Below are 21,349 nucleotides of genomic sequence, written 5' to 3'. Positions count from 1 at the left end.
CACGAAACTCGCGGAAGTCCTAGGCTCCAGTGTCACTAGCCATCATCCCGCGTCGCCGCTAGTCACTTCGCCGTGCTTACTCGGTGATTACACGGGACGGATGATGGCTACAGGCAAGATCACGAAGACGTCCGTCGATGCAGCGGGCACAGGGTTCCTTTGGGACAGCGAGGTTGCCGGCTTCGGGTTGCGAGTAACCGCCGCTGGCGCCCGCAGTTACGTCTTTCAGTACCGGATGGGAGGCCGGGAGGTTAGGGCTCAGCGAGTCACCATCGGTCCGCACGGCTCGTGGACTCCCGATAAGGCACGTACCGAGGCCAAGCGGCTCAGGGTGCTGGTGGATCAGGGGGTCAATCCCGCGGAGCAGGACCGCGAGCGGCGCCGGCAGGCGGTGGACCTAGCGTTCGACGTGTACGCGGCGCTGTTTGTCAAAAGCGCGCTAAAAAACGATTGGAAGGATTGGGCCGCAGGCGAGCGGCTTTTGATGAGCGAAGCCGTGCCGGTGCTTCGCGCGAAGCCGCTCCTGACCATCAAGCGGAGCGACATCGCGGCAGTGCTCGACCGGCTGGCCGATCGGCCAGCCAGCGCGCGGTTGGCACACGCTACCATGCGCAAGATGTTCAAGTGGGCAGAGGGCCGGGGTGACATCGAGCGCTCACCTATGGACGGGATGAAGGCGCCTGCCACGGTTGCCGCACGGGATCGCGTGTTGAGCGACCGCGAATTGGCGCTTGTCTGGAAGGCAGCGAACGACCTAGCCTATCCTTTCGGTCCCCTTTTCCGCCTGTTGATCCTCACGGGGCAGCGCCGCGAGGAGGTCGCGGGGCTGGAGTGGCAAGAACTGGATCGCGCCACTGCGACGTGGGACCTGCCGGCGCGGCGCGCGAAGAACGGGCAAGCCCATATTGTTCCCTTATCGAGGGCCGCACTGGGGCTCCTAGACGAGCTCGCCGCCGCTGTGATCGAGCCGAGAGACGGCGAGCCGATCCAGTGGCCGCGCCGGAGGCTAGTGTTTACCACCACGGGCAAGACCGCAGTGTCGGGCTACTCCAAGGCCAAGGCGCGGTTGGACGCAACCATTGCCGCGATGGAGGCGAGGGCCGCCGCCGACGAGTCGCGTGAGCCCGAGACCGTACCGGCGTGGCGTACCCACGATTTGCGTAGAACGGTCGCAACCGGCCTACAGCGGCTTGGGGTGCGCTTCGAAGTCACCGAGGCGGTGCTAAACCATGTAAGCGGTTCGAAGTCGGGGATCGCCGGCGTCTATCAGCGGCACGACTGGAAGGAAGAGAAACGAGAGGCGCTTGCCGCGTGGGCGGCTCATGTTGCTGACTTGCAACAGGGCAAGAGCTAAAATCACCGATTTCCTCGTTCCTCGACTAACCAGAGAGAATATCGTTTAATCCCAGGGTCTTGGATGTCACCTCGGCTCACTTGGGTTCAATTCAACCTACCCCAAATTTGCTACAAATAGGCTGCCGTCATCGAAGGAGACGGCATAATGAGTAACCTGCACACTGACGTGACAGCCGGCCCAATGCTCGGCCTGTCCCCCGCGACTCTTCGGAACATGAGGGTCAAGGGCGACGGCCCCCCTTTCGTTAAAATGGGCCGGGCAGTCCGCTATCGCGAGGAAGACTTGCGGGATTGGGTGGCTGCCCGCGTTGTCGGTAGCACTTCGCAGCGGGTGCCGGCGTAATGGCGCCGAACCCCGCGACGCATCCGATCCTTTCCCGCCACTATGATCGGATCGGGCCCCCAAACGAAAGACGCCGCCCCTGCGAGGGTGCGGCGTCCGAGAGCTTGCTGGCCGGCGAAGTCTCTTCGGTTTCCTACATCAACCCAGCCCTAACGACAACATCTCAAGACAACGTGGCGTCCCTTGATAGCCGCTGGTTCCGAGGGGTGTGCGAGGCGTTCCCGAGCGTCGCGGACAAGATCTTCAATCGAGGGCCTGCGAATGAAGTGGTCGTCTCGAATGCCTGGGGCCTCGGGGTCAACGTCGACACATGGCATGTGTCACTGCGGTGGAAAGAACCCGGCTTTATCATTGACGCGGCGGTAAGCCCGATTGTGCGTGCGATCGGTGTTTTTACCTACATCCTATCGTTCGACAGTCGCTCGCAAGCGATGCGTTTCGGTGAGGAGCTGGCAAAGGAGCTCGGGTTCGAGCTTCTCGACTGGACGGAAGATGCTTCCGTGTACGGTCCGGATGGCGGGAGGAGCGCATGAGCGCTCTCGCTACGGCACCCGACCGGATTCGGCGTTACGCCCCGACGGTCGATACCTTCCTCCCCTGTCTGGGTGAGGAGGAGAAGCGGCTCCGCTGCGGCATTCTTTACATGCGTGACAAGGCGACGGCGGCATCGCGTCACGCCCGTCGGGAGCCCGAGCTGATCCTGAGCACCATAACCACAATAGCGACTGAGCACGCTTTCGCCGCGATGCCGATCGAGCACATCAGGGAGCTTCACGCTGGTCTGGTACGACTGATGATGGTCGCGATAGCGCTTGAGACACGGGGACCCGGGAGTTCTCTTGATGAACCCGAATAGAGACCCGTGGGCGCATCTGGAGGTTGGGATCCCGGCTAGCCGGGACGACTTCTCGAGCTGGGATGGTGCTGCTGACGACCCCCAAAACGCAGAGGTGACGGGAGAGGCCGAACCTCCGCGTGGGACAGAGGCGCGAGAAATCTTTCCCGTCGCTGACCTGAAGGCGTGGGCGGGCTTCACCTCCACTCCCAAGGTGTTCGCGATGGCCGGTTTCGTGCCGTCACGCGAGGTAACGCTGCTGACCGGTGCGGGCGGCGCGAACAAGTCCACATTCGGACAACAGCTCGCCACCTGCGCGGCGGCGGGCCTCCCGATGCTGGGCATCGACGTGCAGGCTGGGCCGACGCTGTACATCACCGCGGAGGACGACGACGATCGCCTCCACTGGACGCAGGAGCATATCTGCCGCGCGTTGCGGGTGCCGATGGCCAGCCTCGCCGGTAAGCTGCATCTGACGAGCCTGCGCGGGCGTCTCGGCAATGAACTGGCGACCTTCGACAACGAAGGCAGGATCCGCCCCGCGCCATCATTCGCCGCGCTCAAGAACACGATCGCCGCGACGGGCGCCGGCTTGGTCGTTCTCGACAACGTGGCACACCTTTTCACCGGTAACGAGAACGATCGCGGGCAGGTCACGGCATTCGTGAATCTCCTGTATTCGCTCTGCGTGGAGCAGGGCGCGACCGTCATATTGATCGGCCACCCGAACAAGTCTGGTGACAGCTATTCGGGCTCCACGGCCTGGCTTAACGCCGTGCGGTCACAAATCGTGCTGGAGAAGCCGGAAGGCGCGGCCGATCCCGATGTGAGGGAGATCAAGCTCGGTAAGGCGAACTATGCCCGTATGGGCGACGTGCTGACCTTCCGCTGGCATGACTTTGCGCTGATCCGAGAAGACGAGTTGCCCGAGGATAAGCGGGCGGAACTGTCGGCTGTAATTGCTTCTAGCGGCGACAACGCGGCATTCCTCGCCTGCCTCGACGCGCGGACCAAAGACGGATTGGTCGTCTCCCCGAACGCTTCCCCGAACTTTGCCCCCACTCAGTTCGAGGCCATGCCGGCGGCCAAGGGGATCGGCAAAGTTCGGCTGAAGAAGGCGATGGAGCGCCTACTCGTCACCGGCGAAATTGAGGTTTTCGACTTCGAAAGGAAGGGCAAGGGCGTGTGCATCAAGGCCCTGCGCCGAACGTCCGCAGGCGCTCCCCGAACGCTCGTCCGAACGCTTCCCGAACGCGTTCCCGAACACTTCCCGAACGACCCCGAACCCCTCACCCCGAACACCCCCCCGAACATACTACCCTACTACGTAGGGGAAGGCGCCGGCCATCAGGCCACCGCGCCTTCCCCTGACCTAACCCGCGGCGGTTTCCACGAAGCCGGAGAATACTCGACCGGCTGGGGAGGTGATGATGTCGTGGATATGGACGATGGAGACGACGATGACCGGTGACAACGCAATCGCCACGACAGCCCCCGCGTCGACCGTGGCCGCGAAAACCCCTAAGCGGAAGTTGTTGAAGGTGCGGGGCCTCAGTGAGGGCGCCCAGACGGTGTACGAAGAGCACGTAGAGGTTTCGCTAAACCGCCAGCTCGGGACGATCCTACCTCGCTATCCCGGCGACACTGAGGAGAAAGTCATTGCGGAAGTGGACGCGGCGATCAGCACGCAGGCGCTCATGGCTCCACGTGACGCATTCGAACAGCAGATCATTCTCCAGATGCTCGCGCTGCATAACGCCTCGTTAGACCGGCTCGGAATCGCGCTTGCGCCCGGCCAAAGACCAGATGCCGTCGAACGTTGCTTGAACCTCGCCAACAAATGCTCCCGCACGTACGCTGCTCTGCTCGAGACGCTAAACCGCCATCGCGGCAAGGGGCAACAAAGAGTCACCGTAGAGCACGTGCAGGTGCATGCCGGTGGACAGGCGATCGTCGGTGCGGTGAACCGGGGGGAGGAGGGGGCGTGAACGGAAAAGGGCGTATCAACCCCATGAAACGCGCCTGTGGGGCCCGTAACCGCTCCGATGGACCGTGCGCCCTTAGCCCGATGGCGAATGGCCGGTGCCGCTTCCACGGTGGGAAGTCGACAGGCGCACCGAAGGGCAATCGGAATGCATGGAAGCACGGCATGCATTCGGCAGAGGCCATCCAGGAGCGGCGCAGGCTCCGCGCTCTTCTACGAGACGCGCGCCTGCTCCGCGACCTGCAACAGTTCTAACCGGTCCTGGCCTTGCGCCCGACCGTGATCACTTAGGCTTGTGGCAGTGGTAATCACCGGTGGAATGGTTCGTGTGGCAGCCGTTAGCGTCAGTCCCGCCGCTGTGCTGGGGCGCCTTGGGAGTCTTCGATGGCGCCTTGACCTTCGGCCCTGTGGCCGGCGTCATGTTCGGCTCCGTCGTGCCTGGCTTAGGTTCGTGCGCAACCGCAGGAACGGCGAAGATCAGCAGCGAGGCACAAGCGGCAGCGCGAAGAGTAATCATAGACAATCCCCCTAAGTATTCCGCGACACTGTCACGTCTGAAGTGACGAGTCGAATCCACAACTGCGACCACGCGCCTTCGATTCAAACAATGTCGTGCCCTGGTTACCGTCGATCGACGGCACAAGGGAGACGCGGCGATGAAACGCCTGACGGAAGCCAATTATCTATCTCGGCGGGTGAAGCTGACCGAGCAGCTAACCGAGGCGCAGAACGCGTTCACTGACCAGTCGGTGAGGCGCGAGCTCGGCGAAGGCACCGACGACGCGGTGCGTGAGGCAAAGGCCGAGGTCATCGGCTTCGAAGATCGCCTGGTGGCGCTGGACGCAGCATGGGAGCGGTCCCGTCAGATGATCGCCGCCGAAGCCCAGGCGGCGGAGACAGCGGGCGCGGCAGAGGCGCATGCAGCGATTCTAGGCCTTCTCGACCAGCGGACGGCAGCAGCCGTAGCGATGGAGGACGCGGCTCGAGAGCTCGCCCGGCTATACCGCGAGTACATGGCGGCCGGCAGCGGCATCATCGCTCACGCGCTCGAGAAGCGCAGCCGGTTCGACCAGCAGCAGCTTGCCAATCTCCGCGACCTAATCGCGGGGGACTTCAACGACGTTCGCAACCCGCTGGGACGCATCCTCAACGCGGGGGGATTGGACTTCACCGGCATCGCTGTTCGTGGTTTCCAAACCGACAGCATCCTCCAGCGCAGCGTTCGCGCCTTCGCGGAATGGCAGAACACCCGTGTCGCCGGCCACGTCGCCGTGCTCGTCGAGGAGGCCGCCTGATGCCCGCCCACACTGCAATGGTCCGCGTCTATCACAACGGCGCTCTCTTCAATCCTGGTCAGGAGGTCGATTACGTCGGTCCGCTCGACTGGAAATATCGACCGACGGATCCGGCCAAGCGCCAGCGGTGGGACGCGGAATACGCGGACCCCGATCGTGTTGCGGAGACCGTACACCAGCAGCGCGCCGCTGGCCTGACCGATGTCCCGCACGTGCCCCGCCGGGAGAACTGATGTGTGCGATCCCGGCACCCTTCTGATCGCTGCCACCGCGACAGCCGCGATAGGGGCAGGCGTCAGCGCCGCCCAGAACGCCGCCATGTCCAATTATCAGGCTAAGGTCGCCGACCGAAACGCTGGGCTGGCGAACGGGCAGGCCCGCGATGCGCAGGAGCGCACGCGGACGCAGGCGCTGAGGGTCGGCCGGCAGGTGGGCCAGATGAAGGGCCAGCAGCGCGCCGCTATGGCAGCGAACGGGATCGACCTCGGCATGGGCTCGGCACTCCAGGTGCAGCAAGACGCTGCCATGATCGGCGCCGAAGATATCGCGCAGGTTTATCGGCAGGGCGACGAGGAGGTTCGAGGCTTCACGCTCAACGCGGCGAATTACCGCGCTCAGGCGAAGGGAGCACGCCAAGCCGCAGCCGGTGCAATCGTCGGTGGCGCATTTGACGTGGGCACGACGATGCTCGGCGGCGCCACACAGTATTCCGACTACAAAGCCCGGTTGAAGTTGAAGGCAGGCAACTAGTGCCCCGCGTTCGCGTCACCACCGAAAACTCGATGCCCCTCGCGCGGGCCAGCGATGCAAAGGTTATTGCCGCGGATAATCGCGGCGGCGTCGCCGGCGGGATAGCGGCCGGCTTGGGTGCTCTGTCCGGCCAGTTGCAGCGCACTGCGCAGGTGCTGGCATCGGTCCAGGAGCAGCAAGCGGAGACCCGCGCGAAGGAGGCAGACATCGCCTTTTCCGCCAGCGGGGAGGAGATTCTCTACGCGCCCGGCACAGGCATTCGGTCGCTTTCAGGCAAGGCGGCAGTGGATGCCTACGAACCGGCGCTTGAGGCTTTGCGGTCCCGCCGGGCCGAGATCGCCCGCGGCCTAGGAACTGATGCGCTCGCTGCGAAGATGTTCGACCGCGTGGCAGAAGCGCGAATTGCGGCGTACCGGTCGGCGATTGATCAGCATGTCGCGGTTGAGGACAATCGCTGGCGCAATGACGTATCGGACGCACGCACCGCGTCCAGTGCCTCAGCCGCGATCAGGGCAGGCGATGACGTCGAGTTGTCCGACGCCGCGATCGCCACCGGCCAGCAGGAAATAGCCGAACGGGCGGTACGCACAGGCATGACCGAGAGTGTTCCGCAGCAACAGGCGGAATATGGATCGCGCACGCGTCTCGGGATCGTGCAGCGCCTAGCCGAAGACAGCGCCGCTCGGGCCGAGAGCTACCTCGAGAAGTACCGAAACACGTTGCAGGGCACCGACCTCGTAAACGCCGAGCGCATGGTCCGCATCAGCCGTGACCGCGAACAAGCCGAGGAACGTAGCGCAGCGGCAGCAGCACGCGCTCAGCAGGCGCATGACCGGACTGTGCAGCGCGAGCAGCTAGCAACCGTCAAAGTCCAGTTGGACAGCGGTGCCGGCACCTCGGCAGACTGGCAGCAACTAGCGGCCGGTTACGAGGCGCTTGGCGACACGTCCGCAGCGGCAGAGGCTCGGCAGAAGGGCCGCGAAATCCGCGCGGCGGAGACCCATCGTGGGGCCAATCTACCTACGCTGGACGCCCGCATCGGTCAGCTTCAGGCGAAAACAGCCCTTTCAGTGGATCAGGCATCAGAGCTGCGCGGGCTATCCGCCCTTCGCGAGCAGACCGCAGCGCGACTCAATCAGCCGGGCGGTGCACTGGCGCAGCTTCAGTACGCGACCGGCCAGACCGTCACTCCTCTTCGACCCGCTGACCCGAAAACTTACCAGGCACGCGCGGCTCAGGCGGTCGCGGCGGCGGCAAGCTATGGCAGGCGCGTCGTCGAGCCCCTGACGCAGGCGGAAGCGCAGCCGCTCAAAGATCAGGTGTCGGGTGACTCCGCGGAGCGGCTCGCAGCCTTGCAGACGATCGCCAAGTTCGGTGATCCGCGCGCGATCGACGGTGCCGCCCGGCAGATCGCGGGTAAGGATGACGGCGCCTTCCGCATTGCAGCCACGCTGTCGGTGCTTCCGGGCGATGTCGGATATCAGGCAGCGCGCGACATCCTCCGCGGACCAGAGGCGTTGAAGACCAACGGTGGCGTCTTCATGCCACAGCAAGCCAAGCTCCTGTTCTCTACTTACGCCGCGCCCGCCCTCCGCGGTCTGCCGCCTGACTACGCCAGTGACGTGATGGACGCGGCGAAGAACCTCTACGCCGCTCGCATGACCACGGCGGGCCGGACCCAATGGGATGATCAGGCTTGGCGCGATTCCGTCGACACGGCGCTCGGCGCGTATCGTAAGGATGGCGTGAAGCTCGGCGGCATCGCCGACTTCCGGGGAACGCCTGTGTCGCTTCCCCCCGGCTGGTCAGGCGATGGCCTGTTCCGGCGTCTGGCCCGAGCCACTGGCAAGGAAATGAGCGCGGCGACGATCGGCCGTGCGCCCGTTTGGCCCGACGGAAGCGCCGTCTATTCCGGCCAGCTGCGCGAGTTGGCGCCCGTGCGCCTCGGTGGCACGCGATACGGCTTCATAACCCGCAACGCCCGACTGCTCGGTTCCCAGGGCGGCGGCGTGTTCACGCTCGACGTTGCGAAGGTGCCTTGGCGATGACGGACGCGCGGTCGTACGATCCCACGGACTTCTACCATAACGACCTGTCGGCGCTGCCGACCGCAGATCGTGAGAGCCTGCCGCAGCCGACGCTATCGGAGCTATGGCGTGCGGGGGTGAGCCTGGCCACCGACGATCGTTCCAACGGCGAGCGCGACCGTGTGTCGGAGGCATATCGCCCAATTCTGGAGGTGCTGAACGAAGGGCGGCCGCGCCGCCTCTGGGCCTCGGATGCGGATGACCGCCACGCCTATGCCAACCCCGGTCAGTGGGCGCCAGCAGCGGAGATCGGCAGTCACGAGCGGGAGAAGGAAGAGGCGCTGATCTGGCGCGAGATCGCCCGACGCCGGCAGGCCGACCCGAAGTTTCTGCCTGACGTGCCAGGCACGCTCGACGAGTTCCACGCCAAGATCGTGCAGGGTGCGCAGGCCCGCCGCGCAGCGGCCCGCGACACCCTCGACCGCAACACCAGCACGGTCGGTTCTGTCGTGTCGTTCGCGGGCGGCGCACTCAAGAGCTTGGACGATCCTTTGACTGTGGCAACGCTGCCGATCGGCGGTGCTGGGAAGACGGTGGCGCAGCGCATCCTAATCGAAGGACTCGTCAATGCGGGCGCCGAAGCGGTCCAGCAGCCCATGCTGGCGCGTCGCCGCAGCGACCTAGGGGAGGAGCTGACAGCCGGGGAAGCCGTGACCAACGTCACCGCGGCCGGTGTCGTAGGAAGCGTGTTGCAGGGCGGCGTGATCGAGCCGGCCGGCGCGCTGCTCAATCGCTTCCGGCGCCGGGTCGGTTCGCGCGCCACGCCCGCCGAGATCAGCGCCGCGCATGTGATTGAACGGGAAGACGAAGTCGCGGCCACGTCCCCGTTTCAGCCCGGCGCCGATGGCGAAGAGCATGTGGCACGCCTCGAAAGGGCAAGGAGTGTCATCAACGGCGACCCGGTGGCCGGAGCCGCGCGCCCCATTGTGGCGGACCCGAATGCCCGCAGGAACTTCAAGGCGCATGTCCGCGGTGCGGAGAGTAGCGGTAACGACGCCGCCCGCCCGATCGATCCCAGCACGGGAAAGCTACTGTCGAGCGCGCTCGGCCGGTATCAGTTCACCGAGGGCACCTGGCTCAGCTATTACCGGCGACGGTTCGGGTCGACCGAAAGCCGAGACGCGATCCTGGCCAAGCGCACGGATGGCGCGGTTCAAGATCAGCTGATGGACGATCTTACGGCGGACAACGCTGCCGCCCTCGCGCGGATCGGCGCACCGGAGACGGCCGGCAACCTCTACCTAATGCACTTCCTAGGCGCAGACGGGGGGCGAAAGGTTCTTCGCGCCAGCCCAGACACGCCGATCGCGCAGGTGGTCGATGGAGCCGCGATCGCTGCGAACCGGCGCGTTCTTCACGGCAAGACTGTCGGCGACGTGATCGACTGGGCGCACCAGCGCATGAACGAGGCGCGGCCAACCACGCCGCAGCTTCGCCGCGAGCTGTTCCGAGACGAGGCCGAATGGTCGCTCGCGCAAGCGGAAGTGGTCGCCGAAGACGCCGCGCTCTCCCGTGTTCGCGCGGAGGACGAGGCACAGGACGCGAGACGGTTTGATACCCAGCGACCCAACACAAGCGTGGTTCAGCGTGCCGAGATCGACACGGTGCAGCAACCACGTTTCGAGAGTGTCGTGGGCGCGTTGCCGAGCCAAGGCGTGGCGCCGGCCTTCCTTGGCAAAGACGGCAAAGTCTACGTCGGCAGCGCGATGGGTAACCACTTCACCGCTGCCAGCGAGAAGCTGCGCGCGGTCGGCATCGAGGGCACCGGCTTCGCGGATAATCAAGGACGGTTCTACAATCGGCAGGACGCCTTGGCTTATGTCAACGCCAATGGCGAGAACATCCGCCCGAGCGACAACATGCCCGGCGAGCTGGACGCACTCGACTATCGCGAACAGTCGAAGTTCGCCGCCCTGCCGCCCCAGGAGGAATTTCGCGCCAGCAGAATACTGGAGCAGAATGAGCCAGTATTAGAGCGCGGCCGGAACCCGGCTCCCTCCAACGGGGGAAGTCCAAAGCCGTCAGCTCCCAAAGACCTATATCGCTTCCTCGCTGAGCATGGCGGGTTGCGAGATGACGAGGGCCACGATCTCGCAGGCGGGCGCGGTCTGCGCACCTTCGTTCCCGGCCGTGGCTCGCTAATCCGTCGCGGGGGTATGTCGCTCGACCGCGCGCGCGAACTGGCGGCGGAAGCGGGCTATTTTCACGACACAGCGCCCTCCAATGCGACCAGCCGCACGACCGTTGCCGACTTCCTTGACCTCCTCGATGAGGCACAGGCTCGCCCGCGTTACCCGCTCGGCAGCTTGGAGGAGGTCGCCCGGCGCGAGTTTGAACAGGCGTGGAAGGACGAGCAGGCGATGCGCGCCGCGTTCGATGATGCCCCGGCGCTCGCCGGCTATGACGATCCTTTCGCCGGCACGGGTCCGCGGTCGCTGGTGGAAAGCCTCGAACACGATCTGCGGATGGACGTTGCGGCCGACCCGAATCTGACAGTCCGACTATCGGAAGACACGGGCGAACAACTCGTCAGCGATGTGCTTGAGGATCTTGACGCGGATGCCGCGGCTCTATCAGCAGCCCGCCGCTGTATGACGCCCCAGGCGCGCGCTGCGTGACCCGGCGTCGCTCGATCGCGTGGATAGCAACGCGGCTGCCAACCCAGAGCATGACCGATGCGCCAAGGGCGGCGGCGCCCAACTGTGCGCCGAGCATCCAGAACACCAGCGGGATGCCGAAGATCAGCGCGACAGCAAAGTGCTCGGGCGTCCGCAGCGCGATCACGAGACAGGCCCACACGAAGGCAATGCCGAGCAGGAACGGCGCCGCTGCCATCATCACACCCCAGTTCGCCGCGGCTTTGCCGCCGACGAGCACGGCGATGATCAGGCAGGCCGGCACCCAGAGTAGGCCCATGACGCCCAGCAAGCCCGCATCCACTCGCTTGTTCTTCAGCATGTCGAACCCCTGTCCGTCCGCGGACACCATCGCACAAGGAACAAACGGTGTCCCTAGGTAACTGCATCCCGGACATGGTCGAGCGTGGCGAGATCGACCCGCAGCGTGCCAAGCGCATGAAGGACCTGTTCGACCGGCTGGAAGAGCACTTCGGTCGCACGATGGGGCCCGATGCGGCGGCGGCGGAGGCGAGCGAGGAAACCCTTCGGCAGATGGCCGCAGCGGCCGATTTGAAGAAGCGGCAAACGCTGTTGCAGGCAGCGGCGCAGAAGCGAGCACGGGCCGATCTCGAGAAGTACCGCGGCGGATCGCTCTATGCCGGCGTGCGCGCGATGATGGATAGCGACGTGCGTGCGCCATACGAGAACGTGGTGCGTCGCGCTGATCGGTTGGAATTCCAGTCTCAGGCGCGCATTTCTGATTTCATCCAGCGCCATCGCCGTAACTTTCTCGGCAAGCCACGCGATCGCGGCGGCATCGAGGATGTGGTGCGCGAGCTTCATGGGCAGGGCACGGGCAACCCACGCGCCAAGGTATTCGCCGATGCCATTACCGAGACATTCGAAACGTTGCGCCAGCGCTTCAACGCTGCGGGCGGTAACATCGGCAAGCTGCGGGGGTGGGGCCTCACCCACCGTCACGACGCTCTGAAGGTCCGCAGTGTGCCGTACGATCAGTGGCGGGGCGAGCTGCGGGAGTTGCTCGACATATCCGCCATGCGCGATCCGGATACAGGCGGGACAATGACGCCGCAGCGTCTGGAGGAGGTCATTCGCGGCGCCTATCAGTCGATCCGTTCCGGCGGATTGATTGGCGACACGCCCGATCCGTTCATCAAGGCCGGCAAGCTGGCGAACGCCCGCGCTTACCCTCGCGTCTTCGTGTTCAAGGACGGCGACGCATGGTTGCGCTACGACGCGAAGTACGGCGCCGGCAATGTGTTCACGGCAATGATGGCCCACATCCGCGGTATGTCCGAGGACATCGCAGCGATGGAGCGGTTCGGCCCCAACCCCGACGCGACGGTCAAATGGATGCTCGACTCTGTCGACCGGATCGAAGCTCAGTCCGAGAAGGCCACCCCTGGTGCTGTGACGGGCACGTCAGGCGGGCGCCTTCAGGCTGAACAGCTCTGGCGTTACATCAAAGGGGAGACCTATGCGCCCGTACTAGCGGAGGGCATTCTTGAGCGGGTGAGCTTCTATGGTCTGCGCGGCATCCGGGGCACGCGCGACCTTCTCACTGCTGCTCTACTTGGCTCGTCGCCGCTGTCGGCCATCTCCGACTTCAATACCCAGATCCTCGCCCGCAAGTTCAACGGGCTGCCTCAGATGAAGGTGCTCGGCAGCTATCTTCGGCAGCTCAACCCAGCGAGCGCGGCCGATCGGAAGCTCGCCATTCGCCTGGAGCTCGGCATGCGTGACGCCAGCCGCTCCCTCCTGGGGCTATCGCGATATGTCGGCGAGACCCATGGGCCGTCCTTCACCTCGGTGATCGCGGACGACGTGCTGCGCCTCTCGGGGCTCAATAAGTTCACCGAGGCAGGGCAGCGGGCCTTCGGGCTCGATTTTCTTGGCACACTGGCTGACCATCGGGCGCGGGTATTCTCCGACCTGCCCGCGGGTCTGCGCGAGGGGATGACGCGGTATGGACTGACCGAGGCGCATTGGAACGCTATCCGCGCCGCGGAGCCTGAGCGCATGCGCGGAGCAGAGTGGGTGAGCCCGAGAAACATTGCCGATCGCGAGGCCGCTGATCGTCTTATGGACCTTGTGCTCGGCGAAACCGCCGGCGCCGTGCAGGAGAACAGTGCGAGCGCGACTTCGGCTATCCTAGCCGGGACACGCCCCGGGACGCTCGCTGGCGAGTTTCTGCGCAACAGCTTCCAGTTCAAGGGCTTCGCGGTCGCGCTGATGATGCAGCAAGCCAAGCGGATGGCGGAGCTGGGGCCATATCGTGGGGGCGCGTACGCCGCGCAGTTCTTCGTTGGAATGACGGTGTTTGGTGCCGCGTCGATCCAGCTGCGCGAGATTGCGAAGGGGCGCGATCCGCGTCCTATGGACGACGAGGGTTTCTGGATCGATGCCATGCTCCAGGGCGGCGGTCTGGGTATCTTCGGCGACTTGATCGGCTCGGTGACGGGCGATCGCGTCGACAGCATCGCCGGGTTCATGCTCGGCCCGTTTTACGGCTTGGTGAAAGATACCAAGGGCGCGGTTCAGAAGTCGATGGACCACGAGAGCAAGGGCGGCGTCGAGATTCAAGGCGAGCCCGGAGGCGCCGCAATACCGATGATCAAGCGATACCTCCCAGGCGGCAACCTCTGGTACCTTCGCGCGGCGTTCGAACGCGAGGTGTTGGATCGCCTTTCTGAAGAATACGACCCCGATTACATTCGGCAGCGTCAGCGCGTCATGCAGTGGGCGCGCGATAATGGCCAGGGCATGTGGTGGGAGCCGGGGCAGCGCAAGCCGCAGAGGGCGCCTGACTTCGGCAACGTGGTGGAAAGCGCGCCGCCCCGGTAAACAAGCTAGTAGTTGGAATTATCGAAGGTTCTCACGGGCGCCCGCGCCTTCGGAGTGTTGGCTCCTCGTTGGTGAGCTTTGGACGAATACGGGCCGATCGCGAACTCACATTCCACCCAGGCTTCGCCCCTCCCGACGGGGGCCTTGCCCGCTTCGTGGGCGTTCGAGCCATCATCAGGATAAGTGCAGGCCCACCATACACGTCTGACGATAAAATCCTCCGACCCGACATAATCCGGCTTCTGTTGCCCACTGGCAGTGCGAACAACCGAAATGTAATCTCCCTCACGAGGCAGCGCAGGAAGATCCATAGGGAGAGTATAGTCAGTTTCGCCGCCGCCAGGCGGGACGAATGAGAGATTTACTCGAACCATGCGAAGTCGTTCCCCTTAAGACGAAAAGCCATGTTAACGAGCAGGCCTTGGTGCCTGTATTCGACCGGTGCCTTGCGCGCTACAGTTCAGCGCGATGAAAAGCTGGAGGCTGTCCTTCCGTAAAGGGTAAGCCGAAAGCATATCATTCTGCAGCGTTCGGCACCTAGCCAGGTCGTGCGGGGAAGCCGCGCTTCGTCGTTCCGCGCTATCATAGATGTGCCATCCTTGAGCCACCACAAACAGTCCAGCTCCACCAAGCAGCGCCCAAAGCTGCGTTCGGTACCAACATCGCGTGCGGTCACGTGCTGTCCGGTCCAGTGTTGTTGCGTTGGAACGCTTTGGATGATCGCTCGGCATACTGAGAAGGGCTGCATTCACGCTCATAGCGCTCTGCTGCCAGTGGGCCCAATTGATCCCCGCCATGAAAGATAGTCCCCACGCGACGCCCGCCAGAGCGGCGGGAATCAGCGCGTACGTTGGTTTCCAATCCGCAATTTCGTGGACACCGAATGCGATCGCTGCCGCTGCAAAACCGAGCAACAGGGTGCTCAAACGGCGCGTCTCTTGGTTCACTTGGGCAATAAGGTCATGAGCAGTCGACATTGCGTTCCCCCCGGGAGGAGGGTGGCACAATGGACAGTCGCGCGGAAGCTATCCCCTGGCGGAGGACGGCTTGCGCTCGATTCTGGAAAGGTGCATCTGGACCGTGGGTGTCAGAGCCCGGACCAGTGATAGGTGGCGTGACCCGTTGGCGCGGGTCTGACCATCGAACCGGAGCCCTTGGCGGGGCTTCGACTGAGCGTGGATTGGCGTCCACAGCTCACCGACCTTCTATGTCGGGAGCGGGGCGCCATACAAGACCCTTTCGAGGGGAAATCGCTCCACCTGTCTCACTGGCAGGCTCTGACTCTCCCGGCGCCAGGTCCGTGACCTGGAATGGCTGTCAGAGGCCAAACCAGTGAGAAGAAACTATGCATCGATTTACGAGCAATCCGCCGAGCAGGCAGGTAAAGCCGTACACCGCGTACGCTGCGAGTATTCGGGAGGACCACCGTAGGACGCGAATGCGACGCCGCACTGACGCAACCCCTGGGGACGAGCGGTATCAGCTTCCCACTTCCCTAATCATCGCTGGGTTAAATCGCTACTTCGATCGGCCTGGCGCCGCGCGGAGCCGGCTCGGCCGGATGTTGGCAAATGATCCGGCGCTGGTGAGTGACATTCTTGCGGGTCGGGAGTTGTCGCCACGACTCCGTGCGCGGGTCGGTCGCTTTCTCGTGGAGGAGGGCTGTAATGCTTGAGCCTCGCTCCACCAGATACCGAACCGGGCGGGCGCGCGCCCTCTCGCCTCTAGCAGTCACCTGCCTCACGCATAACGTCTCCCCCGAGATGCTGGAGCAGATAGCCCGGGTAATGCGCGACACGGCGACCGAATTGCGCCAGCGCGGTGCCACGGAGGTGGGGCATGCTTGATCTTCGCATCATCGCAGGGACGACGGCGCTGCCGATCTATGACCTGCCGGCCGCATTGGGTCGCGAACAGGCAGCCAAGGAGATCGGCGACCAGATTGACGCGCTGATGGCCTTCTACGACGACCTAGCGGGCGATCCCGATCTCGAAGACGGCGGTGATCTTGAGCCGGACGGATCCGAGCTTGGCGATCAGTCGTGGCCTGAGGGAACCGTCGGAGGCTTCCGCATCTCGATGCAGTATGGCCAGTTCTACGAAGACGCCGAGGATAGTGACCCCCGCGAAGAAGACGATCATTCGGGAGAGGGCTACCCCTGCGAAGACAGCTTCGAACCGATCTCGGTTGAAAGCGACAGAGGCCCTGGGTGCCCGTTGAGTGATCCCGGTGGCGGCGATCCAGAGGGCGCCTTCTAACCCCTTTCCCCGCTCGCTTCTCGCGGGCGGGGCCTTCACCAGACTGTCGCACCCATCTCCTCGAGCCATGTCGAAGACCGCTCATCTACGAGGAGGTCGATTGGCAGGAGGTCGTCTGTTCCCGGAAGCGCCAGATGAAGCGAGACGGTCCGGCGGTCGCTACCAAACGAACTCGTGACGCGGCCGCGGGCCTTTCTTGCCACAGAAACGAGATCGGCCAGTGATGCCCTGCCTTCTTGAATCGCCAAACACACTTCGCTTATCGCGTCATCCGCCATGTCTCTGGCGAGACCGCCGCCCACGGCTTTGGCCACGGCCGCGTACAATGGGTTGGACCACGGCGTGATTGCCGCCCCGACATCTTTTCTTCTTTCTTTTGGCCGCGCCTTCCGCCGCGTGGTGCCACGAGCTAGGTTCGGCGGCAGAAACAGGGCGGTTCGCCATTCCCATGCCTGCGCGCGGTTGATGCCCAACTCGAGAGCGATCTGATGATCGTCTTTTCCGAATAGATACAGTTCGAACGCTCGCTTTCTCCGATCCGGCTTAAGGCGGGAGTACGTTCGTCCGCTAGGCCATCTCGGCACACGTCGTCGGGCCGTGCCTGGGCGCCGCAGGTTGGGACACTCCCGCAGCATCTCGCTTCGCCAACGCTCAAGCGACTTTGTCGAGATCTCAAGTTCGCGCGCGATTGTGATTGCGCCTACCCCACGCCGCAACAAGGCTAAGCAAGCGCCTTTAAGTTCGGGCGACCAGTTAGCCCAAAGGCGCGAGCCGTCAGGGCGGTGTCCGCTCGTTGTGTTTGGAGGTAGATTGCGGCGGGCTCGCCAGCGTTGGATCGGCTTGGGGGTACAGCCCTCTAGCGCTGCGATCTCGCTGTCCATTAGCCCTTGATCGTAGAGGGCGAGCCGGCGCTCGTGCTCTTCCGCTGTGAGGTGGGCCATAATCGAGCCTCCTTGATCCGGATAAACCGGAACCGGAGGTTCTGTTGTCAGCGACCCACGCGAAAGGCGAATGGTGCGAAGCGACCGAACGTAGAGGCGAACCCCTTTTTCTCGTGCTTACCCGGTGCTTACACGGCCAACTTTCCGAGGCCCTTTTCAGGAACCTCGGAACGCCGAAATCTTCAATGATCTGAATATGGTGGACGCACTTGGGCTCGAACCAAGGACCCGCTGATTAAGAGTCAGCTGCTCTACCAACTGAGCTATGCGTCCGTGATCGTGGTGGGCGGCTGCCCCGATCGGGAGGCGGTCAATTAGCATCGATCGCGGGACGCGCAAGTGCTTTTTATCGTCACCACCCCTGTTCGCCGCGATTATTTCGATCGATCGACATCAGGATGCCCAGGCACAGGAAAACCGTCATCTGCGCGGACCCGCCAAAGCTGACGAGCGGGAGGGGGATGCCGACGACGGGCGCCAGGCCCATCACCATCATGAGGTTGATCGCGACGTAGAAGAAGATCGTGGTAGCCAGGCCAGCGGCCGTCAGCTTCGCAAAGCGGCTGCGCGCGCGCATGCCGACATCCACGCCCCAGCGGATCACCAGCAAATAGGCGCCGATAATGAAGAGGCCGCCGAGCAGGCCCCATTCCTCCGCCATGGTGGCGAAGACGAAGTCGGTATGGCCCTCGGGCAGGTAATCGAGATGGCTCTGCGTGCCGTTGAGGAAGCCTTTGCCGGTGATCCCGCCTGACCCGATCGCGATCTTCGACTGGCTGATGTGGTATCCGGTGCCGAGTGGATCGCTTTCCGGATCCATGAAGATCAGCACGCGGTTGCGCTGATAATCGTGGAGGAGAAAGTTCACCGCCAACGGCGCGGCGATCGCGAGTGCAAGTGCGCCGCCGACGAACAGCCGCAGCGGAACGCCGGCGAGGAACATCACGGTCAAGCCCCCGGCCGTGATCATGAGTGCGGTTCCGAGATCAGGCTGGAGCATCACCAGGCCCGCCGGAAGCCCGATCAGGAGCGCAGCGGGCCAGATCGCCCCGAAGCGCCGGGTCTCGTTGGGAGGCAGCATTTCATAGAAGCGCGCGCAGGCCAGAACGATCGCAGGCTTCATCAACTCGGATGGTTGAAGGCGTATAAAGCCAAGGTCGAGCCAGCGCTGGCTTCCGCCGCGCACCGCGCCAAGCAGTTCAACCAAGAACAGGAGGACGACGATGACGACATAGCCGGGGAGGGCTGCTTGGCGCCAGACATCCTCTCGAACCCGGGATATGATGATCGCGCCGAACAGGAAAATCGCGAAGCGGATGCCCTGAGACATCGCCCACGGGCGCATGCTCCCTCCCGCTGCGGAATAAAGCACGACCAGTCCAAAAGTGGCGATCGCGATTACCAGCAGCAGCATCCGCCACGGCAGGCGTGCGAGGGGGGCAGGGACGATCGAGGGGCCGTTCATTGCTGATCAGACGGTTCCGTGGTTCCGATGCTCGCGGGCCCCACGCCATTGGCGATATCGCCGACAGTCGCCTCCTGGCTCGCCGATGATGCGTCGGTCGCTTGCCGCACCGCGGGCGCGGCGGTCGGCGCGGGAGCATTGGTTTCGGTCGCCACTGCCTGAGCCGGGGCCGGGGCATTGGTAGCGGCGCGATAGGCGGCTTCCTGGGCTGCCATACGCGTCCGGATATCACCGCCCCAGGTGGGTTCGACTTCCTCGAGCGCCTTCATCGCCCGTGGCTTATCGAAAAGGTACGTCATGATATCCCGGCCGATCATCGGTGTGTCGAGGTTCCGGACCGTATGGCCGTTATGCTCAAGGACGACCGCCGCGGCATAGCGAGGCTTGTCGGCTGGGGCGAAGCAGATGAACAATGCGTGGTCGCGAAGCTTGAACGGCAATTGCGCGTTGCTCAGCACACCGCGCCGCCGCTCTGCCAACGTAATGCGGCGCACCTGCGCCGTACCGGTTTTTGCAGCGAGTTCGACGCCAGGCACGTGCATCCGAGATGCACCGCCCGTGCCGCCGCCGTTCACCACCTTCCACATCGATTCGCGGACAATCTCGAGGTTCTCCGGGCGGAACGGCAGCGGCGCAGCATCGGCATGGACACGGTCGGCAAGGAGGCTCGGCTGCAGCATTCGACCGGCACCGATCCGCATGGACATCACGGCAAGTTGGAGCGGATTGGCCAGAACATAGCCTTGACCGATCGACGCGTTGAGCGAATCGGCGACGGTCCATTTCGTCTTATATTTCCGCTGCTTCCACTCGCTATCTGGCACCGTCCCGTAGCGTTGCGTGGAGAACGGAAGATCGAATTTTTGCCCCAAACCCAACGCACGGGCCACGGGAGCAACGCGGTCGTATCCGAGACGACGGATCATCTCGTAAAAGTAGATGTCGCAACTTTGCGCCACCGCAGTGCGCAGATCCATTGGGCCGTGGCCCCGGCGCTTGTGGCAGTGGAACACCCCCGTGCCGACACGCATCGCCCCGCTGCAGAACACACGGTCGTTGGGATCGATGCCGGCTTCGAGCAACGCGAGGCCGTTCATCGGCTTAACGGTGGAGCCAGGGGGATAGAGACCCTGAGTTACCTTGTTCATCAGGGGCACGTGATCATCCGCGGACAGCATCTTCCATTCGAGATGACTGATCCCGTCGGAGAAGCTGTTCGGATCGTAGGCCGGCATGGAGGCCATGCAGAGCATCTCGCCGGTGAGGCAGTCGAACACGACCGCCGAACCGGAGTTGGTGCCGAGCCGCCGGGCGGCATATTCCTGAAGCCCGGAATCGATCGTCAGCCGCTGCGTCTTGCCGGGCACGTCAGGCCGGGTCGCGAGTTCGGCGACCAGCTTACCGCGTGCGGTGACCTCGATCCGCTTGGCACCTGGCTTGCCTCGCAAGACTGGTTCCAAGGTCTTCTCAAGACCATCCTTGCCGATCTTGAATCCAGGTGTGAGGAGTAGCGGGTCCCGCGTCTTCTTGAATTGCTCGGCATTCGCACTGCCCACATAGCCGGTGAGGTGCGCCACGGCGGCGCCGGCCGGATAGTTTCGCGCGAACCCACGGGTGGGAGCGACGCCGGGAAGCTCAGGCTGGCGCACTTGTACGGCAGCGAATTGCTCCCAGCTGACATTCTCGGCGACCTTTACCGGTTGGAAGCCAGCCGCCGTTTTGAGGTCGGCACGAATTCGCAAAAGATCCTCGTCGTTTAGCGACAGGAGCTGCTTTAGTGCTGTAAGTGTCCTCTCCACGTCGCGCACGCGATCGGGAATGAGATCGACTCGGAAATCCGTACGGTTGTCGGCGATCGGATGACCATTGCGATCAACCAGCCAGCCGCGACGCGGCGGGATCAGCGTCATGTTGACGCGGTTGCTTTCGCTCAGCAGCTGGTAGCGCTCGTTCTCCGCCACTGAAAGCCACGCCATGCGGCCGGCCAGCATGCCGCCAACGCCAAGCTGCGCCGCGCCCAGAAGCCAGGCGCGTCGCGAAAAGGTATAGCCTTGCTGCGCCTCGGTAGCGATGCGGGGAGGTCGGCTCATTGCGCGATGCGCCGGCGGTCTACCCAGGCAATGACACGGGCGGCGAAGGGAAAGAGGAGGATCGTCACGGCGATCTGGGGCAGTAGCACAAAATCAACGTGCGCTCCGAGGGGGGATGCCAGTAAGCGGCCGCCGACGAGGCAGAAGGTGATCGCCACCGCTGCGATCAGCCAGTCCTGCGCGAAGGCGCGGAAGATCGTCCGCTGGTCGAACAGATCAATCATGAAAAAGACGAGCGTCCACAACAGCATGGCGCTGCCGAGCGGCTGACCGCTGAGGCAATCGTCGAACAGGCCGAGCAGCGCCGGGCTCCAGCGGCGCAACGCCAGCGGCGCGAGGAGGCGCCAGGCAAGGAGCATGAGGAGGCCAAACGGGGGCATCACCGGGAAGGTGGCGGCGATGGGGAAGATCGTAACGAGGGAGCCCGCCATTACCGTCAGCCATGGCAAAGCACGCGCGCG

Annotated in this window: 20 protein-coding genes and 1 tRNA gene; 14 read left to right on the top strand and 7 right to left on the bottom strand. The window is 64.0% G+C overall.

The features are described from left to right. Positions 1–103: 103 nt before the first annotated feature. The 7 genes from ACH0CP_RS12760 (at position 104) to ACH0CP_RS12730 (ending at position 4,773) form a co-directional block, all read left to right on the top strand. Entirely contained in the window at positions 104–1,354 is a 1,251-nt protein-coding gene (locus tag ACH0CP_RS12760) for a tyrosine-type recombinase/integrase (protein ID WP_406889314.1), read from the top strand. A 147-nt stretch (positions 1,355–1,501) separates the two neighbouring features. Further along, positions 1,502–1,699 (top strand): helix-turn-helix transcriptional regulator, encoded by a 198-nt coding sequence (locus ACH0CP_RS12755; RefSeq protein ID WP_406893917.1) that lies wholly within the window; start codon positions 1,502–1,504, stop codon positions 1,697–1,699. Next, entirely contained in the window at positions 1,699–2,232 is a 534-nt protein-coding gene (locus ACH0CP_RS12750) for a hypothetical protein (RefSeq protein WP_406889317.1), read from the top strand. Before ACH0CP_RS12755 ends, ACH0CP_RS12750 begins: the two co-directional genes overlap by 1 nt. Next, positions 2,229–2,555: a hypothetical protein gene (locus tag ACH0CP_RS12745; RefSeq protein WP_406889319.1), complete on the top strand. Its 327-nt coding sequence runs from the start codon at positions 2,229–2,231 to the stop codon at positions 2,553–2,555. The genes ACH0CP_RS12750 and ACH0CP_RS12745 overlap by 4 nt, the downstream gene beginning before the upstream one ends. Positions 2,556–2,757: 202 nt before the next feature. Beyond that, positions 2,758–4,005 (top strand): AAA family ATPase, encoded by a 1,248-nt coding sequence (locus tag ACH0CP_RS12740; protein ID WP_406889321.1) that lies wholly within the window; start codon positions 2,758–2,760, stop codon positions 4,003–4,005. Beyond that, a complete protein-coding gene (locus ACH0CP_RS12735; RefSeq protein ID WP_406889323.1) occupies positions 3,995–4,522 on the top strand; it encodes a hypothetical protein in 528 nt (175 codons plus the stop codon). Before ACH0CP_RS12740 ends, ACH0CP_RS12735 begins: the two co-directional genes overlap by 11 nt. Before the next feature lie 23 nt (positions 4,523–4,545). Beyond that, positions 4,546–4,773: an HGGxSTG domain-containing protein gene (locus ACH0CP_RS12730; RefSeq protein WP_406889599.1), complete on the top strand. Its 228-nt coding sequence runs from the start codon at positions 4,546–4,548 to the stop codon at positions 4,771–4,773. A gap of 28 nt (positions 4,774–4,801) precedes the next feature. Here ACH0CP_RS12730 and ACH0CP_RS12725 read toward each other — a convergent pair whose 3' ends face one another. Further along, entirely contained in the window at positions 4,802–4,939 is a 138-nt protein-coding gene (locus ACH0CP_RS12725; protein WP_406893918.1) for a YHYH domain-containing protein, read from the bottom strand. A gap of 235 nt (positions 4,940–5,174) precedes the next feature. Here ACH0CP_RS12725 and ACH0CP_RS12720 point away from each other — a divergent pair, with 235 nt between their 5' ends. From ACH0CP_RS12720 to ACH0CP_RS12700, 5 genes are read left to right on the top strand one after another with little or no spacing between them, the layout of a single operon-like run. Continuing rightward, positions 5,175–5,813: a hypothetical protein gene (locus ACH0CP_RS12720; RefSeq protein WP_406889325.1), complete on the top strand. Its 639-nt coding sequence runs from the start codon at positions 5,175–5,177 to the stop codon at positions 5,811–5,813. Next, the gene (locus tag ACH0CP_RS12715) at positions 5,813–6,046 is read left to right on the top strand and encodes a hypothetical protein (protein ID WP_406889326.1); all 234 of its coding nucleotides are present in this window, start codon (positions 5,813–5,815) and stop codon (positions 6,044–6,046) included. The genes ACH0CP_RS12720 and ACH0CP_RS12715 overlap by 1 nt, the downstream gene beginning before the upstream one ends. A gap of 1 nt (position 6,047) precedes the next feature. Then, complete coding sequence (locus ACH0CP_RS12710; RefSeq protein ID WP_406889328.1) at positions 6,048–6,563, top strand: hypothetical protein; 516 nt, start codon at positions 6,048–6,050, stop codon at positions 6,561–6,563. Then, positions 6,563–8,611 (top strand): hypothetical protein, encoded by a 2,049-nt coding sequence (locus tag ACH0CP_RS12705; RefSeq protein WP_406889330.1) that lies wholly within the window; start codon positions 6,563–6,565, stop codon positions 8,609–8,611. The genes ACH0CP_RS12710 and ACH0CP_RS12705 overlap by 1 nt, the downstream gene beginning before the upstream one ends. Continuing rightward, positions 8,608–11,268, top strand: coding sequence for a hypothetical protein (locus tag ACH0CP_RS12700; protein WP_406889332.1), 2,661 nt, complete (start codon positions 8,608–8,610; stop codon positions 11,266–11,268). The genes ACH0CP_RS12705 and ACH0CP_RS12700 overlap by 4 nt, the downstream gene beginning before the upstream one ends. On the opposite strand, the gene ACH0CP_RS12695 is transcribed toward ACH0CP_RS12700, so the two are convergent. Next, positions 11,180–11,608, bottom strand: a complete 429-nt coding sequence (locus ACH0CP_RS12695) for a hypothetical protein (RefSeq protein ID WP_406889333.1) — start codon at positions 11,606–11,608, stop codon at positions 11,180–11,182. The genes ACH0CP_RS12700 and ACH0CP_RS12695 overlap by 89 nt on opposite strands. Before the next feature lie 74 nt (positions 11,609–11,682). On the opposite strand from ACH0CP_RS12695, the gene ACH0CP_RS12690 reads away from it, so the two are divergent. Together ACH0CP_RS12690 and ACH0CP_RS12685 are read left to right on the top strand one after the other, a co-directional pair. After that, positions 11,683–14,133, top strand: a complete 2,451-nt coding sequence (locus ACH0CP_RS12690) for a hypothetical protein (RefSeq protein ID WP_406889335.1) — start codon at positions 11,683–11,685, stop codon at positions 14,131–14,133. A 1,839-nt stretch (positions 14,134–15,972) separates the two neighbouring features. Further along, positions 15,973–16,392 (top strand): hypothetical protein, encoded by a 420-nt coding sequence (locus ACH0CP_RS12685; protein ID WP_406889337.1) that lies wholly within the window; start codon positions 15,973–15,975, stop codon positions 16,390–16,392. Between the two features lie 35 nt (positions 16,393–16,427). On the opposite strand, the gene ACH0CP_RS12680 is transcribed toward ACH0CP_RS12685, so the two are convergent. From ACH0CP_RS12680 to mreD, 5 genes are all read right to left on the bottom strand, one after another. Next, complete coding sequence (locus ACH0CP_RS12680) at positions 16,428–16,865, bottom strand: hypothetical protein (RefSeq protein ID WP_406889339.1); 438 nt, start codon at positions 16,863–16,865, stop codon at positions 16,428–16,430. A gap of 665 nt (positions 16,866–17,530) precedes the next feature. After that, positions 17,531–17,606, bottom strand: a tRNA-Lys gene (locus ACH0CP_RS12675). Positions 17,607–17,685: 79 nt separating this feature from the next. Next, positions 17,686–18,798 carry a rod shape-determining protein RodA gene (rodA, locus tag ACH0CP_RS12670; RefSeq protein WP_294444675.1) on the bottom strand — a complete coding sequence of 371 codons (1,113 nt, stop codon included), beginning with the start codon at positions 18,796–18,798 and terminating at the stop codon, positions 17,686–17,688. After that, the gene (mrdA, locus tag ACH0CP_RS12665) at positions 18,795–20,888 is read right to left on the bottom strand and encodes a penicillin-binding protein 2 (protein ID WP_294444676.1); all 2,094 of its coding nucleotides are present in this window, start codon (positions 20,886–20,888) and stop codon (positions 18,795–18,797) included. Before mrdA ends, rodA begins: the two co-directional genes overlap by 4 nt. Next, positions 20,885–21,319, bottom strand: a complete 435-nt coding sequence (mreD, locus tag ACH0CP_RS12660; protein ID WP_294444677.1) for a rod shape-determining protein MreD — start codon at positions 21,317–21,319, stop codon at positions 20,885–20,887. Before mreD ends, mrdA begins: the two co-directional genes overlap by 4 nt. Positions 21,320–21,349: the final 30 nt, after the last annotated feature.

The sequence above is a fragment of the Sphingomonas sp. 179-I 2A4 NHS genome, assembly GCF_045369135.1.
In the GTDB taxonomy this organism is placed as follows: Bacteria; Pseudomonadota; Alphaproteobacteria; order Sphingomonadales; family Sphingomonadaceae; genus Sphingomonas.
This window is presented reverse-complemented; position numbering and strand designations above follow the sequence as displayed.

Coding starts and splice junctions, on each gene's coding strand:
- ACH0CP_RS12750 (WP_406889317.1), top strand. CDS start 1,699: ATGGCGCCGAACCCCGCGACGCATCCGATCCTTTCCCGCCACTATGAT.
- ACH0CP_RS12745 (WP_406889319.1), top strand. CDS start 2,229: ATGAGCGCTCTCGCTACGGCACCCGACCGGATTCGGCGTTACGCCCCG.
- ACH0CP_RS12725 (WP_406893918.1), bottom strand. CDS start 4,939: ATGACGCCGGCCACAGGGCCGAAGGTCAAGGCGCCATCGAAGACTCCC.
- ACH0CP_RS12730 (WP_406889599.1), top strand. CDS start 4,546: ATGAAACGCGCCTGTGGGGCCCGTAACCGCTCCGATGGACCGTGCGCC.
- rodA (WP_294444675.1), bottom strand. CDS start 18,798: ATGAACGGCCCCTCGATCGTCCCTGCCCCCCTCGCACGCCTGCCGTGG.
- ACH0CP_RS12695 (WP_406889333.1), bottom strand. CDS start 11,608: ATGCTGAAGAACAAGCGAGTGGATGCGGGCTTGCTGGGCGTCATGGGC.
- ACH0CP_RS12690 (WP_406889335.1), top strand. CDS start 11,683: ATGGTCGAGCGTGGCGAGATCGACCCGCAGCGTGCCAAGCGCATGAAG.
- ACH0CP_RS12715 (WP_406889326.1), top strand. CDS start 5,813: ATGCCCGCCCACACTGCAATGGTCCGCGTCTATCACAACGGCGCTCTC.
- ACH0CP_RS12735 (WP_406889323.1), top strand. CDS start 3,995: ATGACCGGTGACAACGCAATCGCCACGACAGCCCCCGCGTCGACCGTG.
- mrdA (WP_294444676.1), bottom strand. CDS start 20,888: ATGAGCCGACCTCCCCGCATCGCTACCGAGGCGCAGCAAGGCTATACC.
- ACH0CP_RS12685 (WP_406889337.1), top strand. CDS start 15,973: ATGCTTGATCTTCGCATCATCGCAGGGACGACGGCGCTGCCGATCTAT.
- ACH0CP_RS12740 (WP_406889321.1), top strand. CDS start 2,758: ATGGCCGGTTTCGTGCCGTCACGCGAGGTAACGCTGCTGACCGGTGCG.
- ACH0CP_RS12700 (WP_406889332.1), top strand. CDS start 8,608: ATGACGGACGCGCGGTCGTACGATCCCACGGACTTCTACCATAACGAC.
- mreD (WP_294444677.1), bottom strand. CDS start 21,319: ATGGCGGGCTCCCTCGTTACGATCTTCCCCATCGCCGCCACCTTCCCG.
- ACH0CP_RS12720 (WP_406889325.1), top strand. CDS start 5,175: ATGAAACGCCTGACGGAAGCCAATTATCTATCTCGGCGGGTGAAGCTG.
- ACH0CP_RS12760 (WP_406889314.1), top strand. CDS start 104: ATGGCTACAGGCAAGATCACGAAGACGTCCGTCGATGCAGCGGGCACA.
- ACH0CP_RS12755 (WP_406893917.1), top strand. CDS start 1,502: ATGAGTAACCTGCACACTGACGTGACAGCCGGCCCAATGCTCGGCCTG.